Annotated in this window: 7 protein-coding genes; 6 read left to right on the forward strand and 1 reads right to left on the reverse strand. The window is 70.2% G+C overall.

All coding sequences use genetic code 11. From position 1 onward, the window contains the following. Window positions 1-216 precede the first annotated feature (216 nt). The gene (gene ppdK / locus ACFP1K_RS27185; RefSeq protein WP_380758396.1) at window positions 217-2,877 is read left to right on the forward strand and encodes a pyruvate, phosphate dikinase; all 2,661 of its coding nucleotides are present in this window, start codon (window positions 217-219) and stop codon (window positions 2,875-2,877) included. 147 nt (window positions 2,878-3,024) lie between these two features. After that, window positions 3,025-4,329, forward strand: a complete 1,305-nt coding sequence (locus tag ACFP1K_RS27190; RefSeq protein WP_380758398.1) for a deoxyguanosinetriphosphate triphosphohydrolase — start codon at window positions 3,025-3,027, stop codon at window positions 4,327-4,329. A 255-nt stretch (window positions 4,330-4,584) separates the two neighbouring features. Here ACFP1K_RS27190 and ACFP1K_RS27195 read toward each other — a convergent pair whose 3' ends face one another. Then, window positions 4,585-5,643, reverse strand: coding sequence for a M23 family metallopeptidase (locus ACFP1K_RS27195; protein ID WP_380758401.1), 1,059 nt, complete (start codon window positions 5,641-5,643; stop codon window positions 4,585-4,587). Window positions 5,644-5,800: 157 nt separating this feature from the next. On the opposite strand from ACFP1K_RS27195, the gene dnaG reads away from it, so the two are divergent. The 4 genes from dnaG (at window position 5,801) to ACFP1K_RS27215 (ending at window position 10,888) form a co-directional block, all read left to right on the forward strand. After that, complete coding sequence (gene dnaG / locus ACFP1K_RS27200; RefSeq protein ID WP_380758403.1) at window positions 5,801-7,660, forward strand: DNA primase; 1,860 nt, start codon at window positions 5,801-5,803, stop codon at window positions 7,658-7,660. Between the two features lie 184 nt (window positions 7,661-7,844). After that, the gene (rpoD, locus tag ACFP1K_RS27205) at window positions 7,845-8,948 is read left to right on the forward strand and encodes an RNA polymerase sigma factor RpoD (RefSeq protein WP_380758405.1); all 1,104 of its coding nucleotides are present in this window, start codon (window positions 7,845-7,847) and stop codon (window positions 8,946-8,948) included. Window positions 8,949-9,833: 885 nt separating this feature from the next. Beyond that, a complete protein-coding gene (locus ACFP1K_RS27210; RefSeq protein WP_380758407.1) occupies window positions 9,834-10,313 on the forward strand; it encodes a DoxX family protein in 480 nt (159 codons plus the stop codon). Between the two features lie 95 nt (window positions 10,314-10,408). Beyond that, window positions 10,409-10,888, forward strand: coding sequence for a hypothetical protein (locus tag ACFP1K_RS27215; protein ID WP_380758409.1), 480 nt, complete (start codon window positions 10,409-10,411; stop codon window positions 10,886-10,888). Window positions 10,889-11,713: the final 825 nt, after the last annotated feature.

Here is an 11,713-nt window from a genome sequence, read left to right on the forward strand (position 1 = left end):
TCTACACCATTTCAATTCCCCCGCGAATTGACGCTTGATCTCCCCGGATTTACCCTCTCCGGCCCCGGGATTGAAATTGGATTAGACCGGTATATTGGTCTCTAGCTGGGCAGATGTCCTCAGGCGAGATGAGTGAGGTTTCCTCTACCTTTTCCTCGGTACAGTCGGGGAACGGGGTGGAAACGTAGGCCGTCGAGGTCGTTGAAGGAGCTTGAAGTGCCCAAGTATGTATACGACTTCACCGAGGGAAACAAAGATCTCAAGGACCTGCTCGGTGGCAAGGGTGCCAATCTCGCGGAGATGACCAACCTCGGGCTCCCGGTGCCCCCGGGCTTCACCATCACCACCGAGGCCTGCCGCAGCTACCTGCGCGGCGGCGGGCTTCCCACGGGCCTGACCGACGAGGTCGCCGCGCACCTGGCGGCGCTGGAGGACAGGATGGGCCGCCGCCTCGGCGCCCCCGACGACCCACTGCTGGTCAGCGTGCGCTCCGGCGCCAAGTTCTCCATGCCGGGCATGATGGAGACCGTCCTGAACGTCGGCCTCAACGACGAGTCCGTGCACGGCCTCGCCAAGCGCGCGGGCGACGAGCGGCTCGCCTGGGACTCCTACCGCAGGCTCATCCAGATGTTCGGCAGGACCGTGCTCGGCATCGACGGCGCCCTGTTCGAGACGGCCCTGGAGGACGCCAAGCGCGCCAAGGACGTCGACAGCGACCTCGGCCTGGACGCGGGCGACTTCCAGCCCCTGGTGGACAGGTACAAGGAGATCATCCGCGCCGAGACCGGGGCCGACTTCCCCGCCGACCCCCGCGAGCAGCTCCGCATGGCCGTCGAGGCGGTGTTCGGCTCGTGGAACGCCGAGCGCGCCGTGCTGTACCGCCGCCAGGAGCGCATCCCCGCCGACCTCGGCACCGCCGTCAACGTCGTGGCCATGGTGTTCGGCAACCTCGGCATGGAGTCGGGGACGGGCGTCGCCTTCACCCGCGACCCCGGCACGGGCCAGCAGGGCGTCTACGGCGACTACCTGCAGAACGCCCAGGGCGAGGACGTCGTCGCGGGCATCCGCAACACCGTTCCGCTGGAACGGCTCCAGGACATCGACCCCGGGTCGTACCGGCAGCTGCTCGACATCATGAAGACCCTGGAGAACCACTACCGCGACCTGTGCGACATCGAGTTCACCATCGAGCGCGGCAAGCTGTGGATGCTCCAGACCCGGGTGGGCAAGCGCACCGCCGCCGCGGCGTTCCGCATCGCCGTCCAGCTCGCCGACCAGGGCCTCATCGACATGGACGACGCCCTCACCCGCGTCACCGGCGACCAGCTCGCCCAGCTCATGTTCCCCCGCTTCGGCGAGAACGGCGGGCGGCGGCTGCTCACCAAGGGCATGAACGCCTCGCCGGGCGCCGCGGTCGGCAAGGCGGTGTTCTCCTCCGCACGCGCGCAGGAGCTGGCCGACGAGGGCGAGGACGTCATCCTGGTCCGCCGCGAGACCACCCCGGACGACCTGTCCGGCATGATCGCGGCCAGGGGTGTGCTGACCAGCAGGGGCGGCAAGACCTCGCACGCGGCCGTCGTCGCGCGCGGCATGGGCAAGACCTGCGTCTGCGGCGCCGAGGAGCTGGAGGTGGACGCCGAGGGGCTCCGCTTCACCGCCCCGGGCGGCGTGACGGTGGCCGAGGGCGACGTGATCTCCATCGACGGCGGCAGCGGCGAGGTGTTCCTCGGCGAGGTGCCGGTCGTGGCCTCCCCGGTGGTGGAGTACTTCGAGGGCGTGGGCGACGCGGACGACGAGCTGGTCCGCGCGGTGCACCGCGTGATGTCCCACGCCGACGAGCGCCGCCGCATGGCCGTCCGCGCCAACGCCGACACCCCCGAGGACGCCGCGCGGGCCCGCCGGTTCGGCGCGCAGGGCATCGGGCTGTGCCGCACCGAGCACATGTTCCTCGGCGAGCGCAGGCAGCTCGTGGAGGACCTGATCCTCGCCGGGCCCGGGGAGGCGCGGCAGGCGGCGCTGGACGCGCTGGAGCCGCTGCAGAAGGCCGACTTCGTCGGGATCCTCAAGGCGATGGACGGCCGGCCGGTGACCATCCGGCTGATCGACCCGCCGCTGCACGAGTTCCTGCCCGACCTCACGAGCATGTCGGTGAAGGTCGCCCTGGCGGGGGACGACGCCACGCCGCGCGACCGCGAGCTGCTCAAGGCGGTGCGGCGGCTGCACGAGCAGAACCCCATGCTCGGGCTGCGCGGCGTACGGCTCGGCCTGGCCATCCCCGGGCTGTTCGCCATGCAGGTGCGCGCCATCGCCGAGGCGGCCGTCGAGCGGCGCGCCGCCGGGGGAGACCCCCGGCCAGAGATCATGATCCCGCTGGTCGGGGCCGTTCAGGAGCTGGAGTACGTCCGGGACGAGGCCCGGCGCATCCTGGTCGACACCGGGGTGCGGGCCATGATCGGCACGATGATCGAGGTGCCGCGGGCCGCGCTCACCGCCGGGCAGATCGCCGAGGCGGCGGAGTTCTTCTCGTTCGGCACCAACGACCTCACCCAGATGACCTGGGGATTCTCCCGGGACGACGTCGAGGCCGCGTTCTTCGCCCGCTACCTCGACCTCGGCATCTTCGGCGTCTCGCCGTTCGAGAGCCTGGACCGCGCCGGGGTGGGGCGGCTGATGAGCATCGCGGTGCGGGAGGGGCGCGCCACCCGGCGCGACCTCAAGCTCGGCATCTGCGGCGAGCACGGCGGCGACCCCGAGTCGGTGCGCTTCTGCCACCGCATCGGCCTCGACTACGTCTCCTGCTCCCCGTTCCGGGTGCCGGTGGCCCGCCTGGAGGCCGGGCGCGCGGTGGTGGCATCCGACGACTCCGACACGCGGTGACCTCCTCGTAAGGGGTACGACGATGTGATGGTAAGGGGATGTTAAGGGCTGCTTGACCTGCGGTGACACCCGCAATGTGCCGGTCTTGGGGAGTTTTGCCGGTGTTCGTCGTTGGAGTGCGGTCCCGGGGGTAGCATCCCGCTACCGATGGAAGGTTATGACGAGTCCGACCAGGCCAGATGGGTACCGGAACCACCCGGCAACCCCGAGCGCAGCGCGTTCGAGCGCGACCGGGCACGGGTGCTGCACAGCTCGGCGCTGCGGCGGCTCGCGGCCAAGACCCAGGTGGTCGGGCCGGGAGACGTCAGCGACCACGGCAGGCACGTGCCGCGTACCCGGCTGACCCATTCCCTGGAGTGCGCGCAGATCGGCCGCGAGATGGGCAAGGCGCTCGGCTGCGACCCCGATCTGGTGGAGACGGCGTGCCTGGCCCACGACATCGGCCACCCGCCGTTCGGGCACAACGGCGAGGCGGTGCTCAACGAGCTGGCCGTCCGCTGCGGCGGCTTCGAGGGCAACGCCCAGAGCCTACGGCTGCTCACCCGGCTGGAGGCCAAGGTCCTCACCCCCGACGGCCGCAGCGCGGGCCTGAACCTCACCCGCGCCGCGCTGGACTCCGCGCTCAAGTACCCCTGGACCTCCGCGCACGGCCCCAAGTACGGCGTCTACGCCGACGACCTGCCGGTGTTCGAGTGGGTGCGGGCCGGGATCCCCGCCGGCGAGGTCGCCTTCGAGGCCCAGGTCATGGACTGGGCCGACGACGTGGCGTACTCCGTGCACGACCTGGAGGACGCCCTCCACTCCGGCCACGTCACCCCCGCCCTGCTCCGCGACCCCGAGGAACGCCGCGAGGTCTGCGAACGCACCCTCAAGTGGTACGCCCCCGACTCCGACCTCAACGAGCTGGAAGAGACCCTCGCCGCCCTCGTCGCCGAGCCCATGTGGCCCGTCCGCTTCGAAGGCACCATGGCCGACCTGGTCGTCCTGAAGTCCTTCACCAGCGACCTGATAGGCCGCTTCTGCCGCAGCGCCCAGAAAGCCACCCTCCAGACCTACGGCACCCCCCCACCCCGCAACGGCACCCTCTCCACCCACCACGGCGGCACCTCGCCGGCCCGCCACCGCGGCACCCCCCTGACCCGCCACCGCGGCAACCTGATCATCCCCCGCCGGGTCCGCCTGGAGTGCGCCCTCCTGAAAGGCGTGACGGCCCACTACGTGATGTCCCGCGCCGACCACCACGCCAACCTGGCCCGCCAACGCGATCTGATAGCCGAACTGGCCAGCCTGATCACCCTCGGCGCCCCCACCACCCTCGAACCCGCCCTCCGCCCCTTGTTCACCGAAGCCCCCGACGACCCCACCCGCCTCCGCGTGGTAATAGACCAGCTGGCCTCCCTGACCGACGCCTCCGCAACCTCCCTCCACCACTCCCTGACCTCCCACCCCTGACCCCCGACCGGATCACGCACCCCCGTTCCTGCCCGCGCACCGGGCCGGCAACGACAAACCCGCTCCGGCTGAGGTGGACGGACCCACCCGTTGTCGATTCACACCATGTCGACCATGGCCCACCCGATTCCCGGGTTATCCATCACCGCACCTGGGCGTCACCCCGCGAGCGCGGGCACCCGGCGGTCGAAATGCCCGCACCCGATGCCGTGCTCAGCACACTCTGCGCGACGGCAAGCCGTCCGCCGCAGGGGGTCAGCCCTTGGTGACCTCGGGGGTGGGGAGGCGGGTGGGCTGGGTGGTGGGGCGGGGCTTGGACTGGGGTTTGGATTTGCAGTCGGTTTGGCATCGGGGGGTGGCGCCCAGGCGGGCGCGCATGCCGGTCACCTCGTCGCGGGGGGAGAGGGTCGGGTTGCCGGCCATCCAGGCGTCCAGGTAGGACCAGGGGTTGACCATGCCGCGGCGGACCCACCAGTAGGCGGGGGACGTCTGCCAGGAGATGGCGAAGTACAGGTTGGCGGCCTCGCCGCGGGCGTCGCCGGAGTCGCCGATCTGGCCCAGTACCTGGCCGGCGCGGACCGGCGTGCCGGCTCGGATGCCGGACTGGACGCCGTCCAGGTGACCGCCGAGGTAGCGCACGCCGTCCCGCCCGATGATGGACACGAACCTGCCCACGCGGTCGGCGCCGTGGTCGGTGGAGGCCTTCCAGCGGTTGAGGGCGTTGGTCTCGTGCACCACGCCGTCCACGGGGGCGACGAACGCGCAGCCCTTGCCCGCCCAGATGGTGGTCTTGGGCACGGCCGCGAACTGGCGCGGGTAGTTGACCCGGCATCCCCGCACCGGGAAGACGTACTTGAAGGGGGACAGCCGCGGCGGCGGCACCCGCACGGGAGCGTCACCCTTCGGGACGGTCACCGAAGGCGAGGAAGTGGGATCCAGCGTGGCCGGGCCGATCCCGTCCCCGCTGGGCTTCGCCCCAGGGGTGGCGGCGGCGTCCACGCCGGCCGGGCTGGCCGTGGGGTCGCCGGTCGGGTCGGCTGTGGGGTCGCCGGTCGGGTCGGCACCGCCAGGATCCGCGGTGGGATCGGCGGTGGGATCGGCGGTGGGATCGGCGGTGGGATCGGCGCCCGGATCGGCCGTGGGGTCCACGGCGCCCGGGTCGTCCGTGGGGGCCCCGGTGCCCGGGTCGCCCGTCGTGTCCGGACTGGCCGCGGTCGGCGCCGGTGGCAAGGTACTGATCCCCGCGACCCCGCCGGGGGCGGCGCAGGCCGCGCTGGCGGCGGTGACCAGCACCGCCGTGGCAATGGCGGCCATTCGCCCCGATCGCATGATCCCCACCCGCTAGACGTTACCGAAAATGAGCGTTTCCTTTGTAACGGACCTCCGCTGACACCATGCACCATTCACGAAAAATCGCCCATCCTGCTGGCTCCCGTCCGGCCCCCTCCGGCGGAGCCGTAGACTCACGGGCGTGGCCGGGCGGATCAGTGACGACGACATCGCGCTCGTGAGAGAGCGTTCACCCATCGCCGATGTCGTGGGGGAGCACATCCAGCTGCGCAACGCCGGCGGCGGCAACCTCAAGGGCCTCTGCCCCTTCCACGAGGAGAAGTCCCCCTCGTTCAACGTGACCCCCGCCCGGGGCTACTGGTACTGCTTCGGCTGCGCCGAGGGCGGCGACGTGATCACCTTCGTCCGCAAGCTCGAGCACCTGTCGTTCGCCGAGGCCATCGAGCGGCTCGCCCAGCGCGCGGGCATCCAGCTCCGCTACGAGCAGGGCGGGTACGTCCCCGGGCGCGAGCACGGCGAGCGCACCCGGCTCCTGGACGCGCACAGGGCCGCGGCCGAGTTCTACGTCTCCCTCCTGGACGCCGCCGAGGCCGCGCCGGGCCGCAAGTTCCTCGCCGAGCGCGGGTTCGAGAAGGTCGACGCCGAGCGGTTCGGCGTCGGGTACGCCCCCACCGAGTGGGACCGCCTGGCTCGCCACCTGCTCGGCCGCGGCTTCACCGTCAACGAGCTGATCAAGGGCGGCCTGGCCCGCGAGGGCCGCCGCGGCCCGGTCGACCGGTTCCGCGGCCGGCTGGTGTGGCCGATCCGCGACATCACCGGCGACGTCATCGGCTTCGGCGCCCGCAAGCTGCTCGACGGGGACGACGGCCCCAAATACCTCAACACGCCGGAGAGCCCGATCTACAAGAAGGGCTCCGTTCTGTACGGCGTCGACCTCGCCAAGCGCGAGATCTCCAAGCGCTCGCAGGCCGTGATCGTCGAGGGCTACACCGACGTGATGGCCTGCCACCTCGCCGGGGTGCCCACCGCCGTGGCCACCTGCGGCACCTCCTTCGGCGAGGAGCACATCAAGGTGCTGCGGCGCCTGCTGCTCGACCAGGCCGAGTTCCGCGGCGAGGTGGTCTTCACCTTCGACGGCGACTCGGCGGGCCAGAAGGCCGCGCTGCGCGCCTTCGCCGACGAGCAGAAGTTCGTCACCCAGACCTTCGTGGCCGTGCAGCCCGACGGCCTGGACCCCTGCGACCTGAGGGTCAAGCACGGCGACGGCGCGGTGCGCGACCTCATCGCCGGCCGCGAGCCGCTCTTCGCGTTCGCCATCCGCAGCGTCATCTCCCGCTACGAGCTCGACAGCAACGAGGGCCGCCTGGCCGCGCTGGACGCCGCCGCACCGCTGGTCGCCGGCATCAAGGACACGGCGCTGCGCAGCCGGTACGCCGTGGACCTCGACCGCTGGCTCGGCTTCATGGACGAGCGCATGGTGCTGCGCCGCATCCAGGAGGTCGGCGGGCGCTCCGGCGGCCGCGCGGCGCCCGAGCGGACCACCCGCCGTCCGGGACCTCCCGCCCACGACCCCGCCGACCCGGTGGTGCGGGTCGAGTCCGAGGCGCTCAAGCTGGCCGTGCAGCGTCCGGCGCTGCTGGGCCCCGAGTTCGACGCCCTCGGCCCCCAGGTGTTCACCGTGCCCGGCCACGCCGCGCTGTACGAGACGATCATCGTGGCCGGAGGCACGGTGGGCGGCGGCCCCGGGGGACGCGATTGGGTCGACCGCTTGCTCGCGTCGACCGAGGACACAGCCGTGCGGGTCATGCTGACCCGGTTCGCCGTGGAGCCGTTGCGATCCGATCTGGACGGCGAGGAGCGTTACGGCGCGGCCGTGCTCGCCCGGCTGGCCGAGGTCGCCGTCACCCGGGCGCTGGTCCAGATCAAGGCCAGGATGGAGCGCCTCAACCCGGTTGAGCAGCAGCAGGACTACAACCGGCTCTTCGGAGAACTGGTGGCGCTCGAACAACAACGGCGGGTGTTTAGAGAACGCGCCGTCTGATGCGTAATTAGCTTTACTTTCCGCTGGTCACGGCCGCCAAACGTGCATTTCATATCGATTCGGTAATGACGATCGCCTTACCATCTGTGACAAAAATAGGCCTGCCCTTTTCTGTGTCGTATACCGCAGACTATGACGCGTGGGTGCATCGGTGCTGCCAAGCGGACCGCCATCGGTTGACCAAGTGGCGGATCTTGTCGCGAGAGGAAGGGAGCGCGGGAGCGTCACCGTCGACGACGTGGCTGCCGCGCTCGACCGCTCCGAGTTGCCGGCCGACGCGCTGGAACGCGTCGTGCGGATGCTCGCCGAAAAGGGTGTGGAGGTGCTCGAGCCTCAGGGCGACGACGACACCATCCGCCCCGACGAGGAGGACGTAGGTAAGCGGGCCCCGACCAGCGATCTCGTCCGCATATACCTCCGGGAGATCGGCCGGGTCCCGCTGCTGACGGCCGAGGAGGAGGTGGAACTCGCCAAGGCCATCGAAGCCGGCCTGTTCGCCGAGGACAAGTTATGCGACCTCGGGGTGAGGCTGGCCCGGCCGGAGTTCGAGGAGCTGGTCTGGGAGGGCGTCCGCGCCAAGCAGCGCCTCATCGAGGCCAACCTGCGGCTGGTGGTGTCCATCGCCAAGCGGTACGTCGGACGCGGCATGCTCTTCCTCGACCTGATCCAGGAGGGCAACCTCGGCCTGATCCGCGCGGTGGAGAAGTTCGACTACACCAAGGGCTACAAGTTCTCCACCTACGCCACGTGGTGGATCCGCCAGGCGATCACCAGGGCCATCGCGGACCAGGCGCGCACCATCCGGATTCCCGTCCACATGGTCGAGACGATCAACAAGCTGGTCCGGGTCCAGCGTCAGCTCCACCAGGATCTCGGCAGGGAGCCCGCTCCCGAGGAGATCGCGATGGAGATGGACCTGCCCGTGGACCGCGTGGTCGAGATCCAGCGCATCGCCCAGGAGCCGGTGTCGCTGCAGTCACCCATCGGTGAGGAGGACTCCGACCTCGGCGACTTCATCGAGGACGCCGACGCCGTGGTGCCGATCGAAGCGGCCGCCTTCATCATGCTCCAGGACCAGCTGGACGACATCCTGGCGACCCTGTCCGAACGCGAGCAACGCATCATCCAGCTCCGCTTCGGCCTCTCCGACGGCCACCCGAGGACCCTGGAGGAGGTCGGCCGCGAGTTCGGCGTGACCCGCGAACGCATCCGCCAGATCGAGTCCAAGACCCTCGCCAAACTCCGCCACCCCACCCGGGCGCAGATGCTACGGGACTACCTCGAATAGACCGCGAAACCGAAGCCGGTGACCTGGGATGCGCCCCGGGTCACCGGCTTCGTCGTCTTCCCGGTGAGCGTCGACCGGCACGTCTGTCCGTCCGGGGGACCAGGTCTCGTTCCGCGGCCTCTCGCGGCCCCTGTGACGGACCCTGTGACGGACCCTGTGAGGGAGCCTGTGACGGGGACCAGCGGGACGGGACGCGGTACGTGTTGATCGCGGTGACCACCCGTCGCCCCCCGGGTCGCCTTGCGGGAGAGAGGGCCCTCACGGGACTGATGCCGGTCCCGGCGGCACCGGACCGCCGGCGGACTTATGTGCGCCCGGGGGTGGCCCCAGATGCGAGCATCGCAGTCACAGACGTGAGTGTCGTCGTCGTCCTCCGTTTCCTCCACCTCCACCTCCACCTCCACCTCCGTCGGCGTCGGCGTCGGCGTCGGCGTGGCGGAAGCCGAGCCGTCACCGCAGCGGGCTCATGTCTCTCCTCTCCGGGCTCATGTCTCTCCTCTCCGGCCTGATGGAACGTTGCGGCGTGTCGAGCCCTCAATAGGGGTCGATGAAAATAACTCTGGGGTAGTTTCAGGGTTGACTAGAGTTTATTACCAGGTCAACGGGCTTCGGTCGGATGTCACATTGTGAATCCCCTAGGTGTGATTGACAGTGCTCGCGCGGTCGATCCACGCTGTGGGTGGATCACGGTCGACCATCCATGATCGAGCTCTTCCGGCATCGCCCGGCCGCGTCAGCGAAGCCGCCCGGTCTGTTCCAGCTTTGATGCCGCTGACCAGTGACGACCCGGTTGACAGGGCGATTTCGCCATTCCGGAAAACATCCGGTGAATGCCCCGTGAACCTCGTGACTCCACCGGAATCCTGTGTGGAGAAAGGTGATCCAATGCCCAAACTAGATCGACTCGGTGAACCGATTTACGCGTTGTTCCGCATCGTGATCGGTTTCCTGTTCATGTTGCACGGCGTCGCCTCGCTTTTCGGCGTGCTGGGCGGCCACCGCGGCTCGGGCCACGCGGTCGTGTTCGCCGCCTGGCCCAACTGGTGGGCGGCACTGATCCAGTTCGCCTGCGGCGCCCTGGTGATGACCGGCCTGTTCACCCGGGTCGCCGCCGTCCTGGCCTCGGGCTCCATGGCGTACGCCTACTTCATCGTCCACCAGCCCCGGGAACTGTTCCCCGTGCAGAACGGCGGCGAGGCGGCGGCCATGTTCGCCTGGGCCTTCCTGCTGATCGTCGCGATCGGCCCCGGTGTCTGGGCCCTCGACACGGTCCTGCGCCGCTCCGAGTCCCGAGCGCCGGCCCGCATCTCCCAGCCCGCCGCGGGCCTCGCGGGCATCGCCCGCACGCAGTCCTCGGAGTCCTGACGGGAACTCAAGGATCGCGGCCACCGGTGACTCGCACCCTCCCCGGTGGCCGCCCCTTCCTCTGGGGGCTTCACCGTGCAGATAGGTTCTCAGTCATGCGACTTCCCTGGGGCTCGCGAAGCCTCCCCGCCGACGCGGCCGTCACGCTGGAGCCGGGCGAGCGGGTCCTGGTCCACGCCCCCACCGGCACCGGCGGCCTCGTGGTGGTCACCGACCGCGCGCTCCACCTCCCGGACTCCACCCCCCTCCCCTGGCACCACATCGACCGCGCCCACTGGGACCAGGAGGGCCTGACCGTCACCACCACCGACGGCACCACCCACCGCGTCCTCGTCCCCACCCCCGGCCGAGTCCCCGAAGCCGTCCGCGAACGCGTGACCTCCTCCATCCTGGTAAGCCGCCACATCCGCCTGACCGACCAAGGCGGCGTCCGCCTGGTAGCCCGCCGAGTCCCCCAAAAAGACACCGCCGAGTGGGACCTCCACTTCGACCCCGGCCTGAACCCCACCGACCCCGGCCTACGAGCCGCCGCCGACCAGGCCCTCGAATCCCTCCGCCGCACCATGGGCGTCTAACCCCTTCCCTCTCCACCGCTTCGCCCCTGCCCCTTCCGCAGGACGCCCTCCAGATGAGGCGGCGCCGCCACGTATCGGAGAGAGCCCACCCGCATTCCGCGAAGCGACGCCCAAGTGGCATCCGGTCGCGGCTTTCTCGCCGTACGCCGGCGCCGGGTTCGCCGCACCACGCCCCGCCGTCGCTGCGCCGTCCAAGAGACCAGCAACCGGGGTGGGTGCTGTCCCGACGGATGCGGACATGTCCACCAGGGATCCACGTCCACGGTGTCCCGGGTCCACGGGGTGTCCCACGTTTACGTGGTGTCGCAGGTCCGCGTGGTGTGGCAGGTCCGCGTGGTGTCGCAGGTCCGCGTGGTGTGGCAGGTCCGCGTGGTGTCCCACGTCCACGTGGTGTCCCACGTCCACGTGGTGTCCCACGTCCACGTGGTGTCCCACGTCCACGTGGTGTCCCACGCCCACGGGGCGTCCACGTGCGGTGATGGATACCCCGTGAATGGGGCGGGCCATGATCGACATGGTGTGGATCGACAACGGGTGGGCCCATTCGCCTCAGCCGGAGGGGGTTTGTTGTTGTTGCTCCCGTGACGTCAGTTGTTCCTGAGTCGGTGATCCGGGGAGGGTTTCTCGCCGTACGGCGGCGCCGGGTTCGCCGCACCACGTCCCGCCGTCTCGGCGCCGGGGAGGCGGACTCGGTGGGTGCGGTGGGTGCGTGGGTGCGGTGGGTGCGGTGGGTGCGTTGAGGGGCGTTGAGGGCGTTGAGGGCGGTGGGTGCGTGGGTGGGGTGGGTGCGGTGGGTGCGTGGGTGCGGTGGGTGCGGTGGGTGCG

It is taken from the genome of Sphaerisporangium aureirubrum (genome assembly GCF_042658925.1).
Lineage (GTDB): Bacteria > Actinomycetota > Actinomycetes > Streptosporangiales > Streptosporangiaceae > Sphaerisporangium > Sphaerisporangium aureirubrum.

What these genes read in the sequence shown, in the direction of transcription:
- ACFP1K_RS27190 (WP_380758398.1), top strand. Translation starts at nt 3,025, where the DNA reads ATGGAAGGTTATGACGAGTCCGACCAGGCCAGATGGGTACCGGAACCA.
- ACFP1K_RS27195 (WP_380758401.1), bottom strand. Translation starts at nt 5,643, where the DNA reads ATGGCCGCCATTGCCACGGCGGTGCTGGTCACCGCCGCCAGCGCGGCC.
- ACFP1K_RS27210 (WP_380758407.1), top strand. Translation starts at nt 9,834, where the DNA reads ATGCCCAAACTAGATCGACTCGGTGAACCGATTTACGCGTTGTTCCGC.
- ACFP1K_RS27215 (WP_380758409.1), top strand. Translation starts at nt 10,409, where the DNA reads ATGCGACTTCCCTGGGGCTCGCGAAGCCTCCCCGCCGACGCGGCCGTC.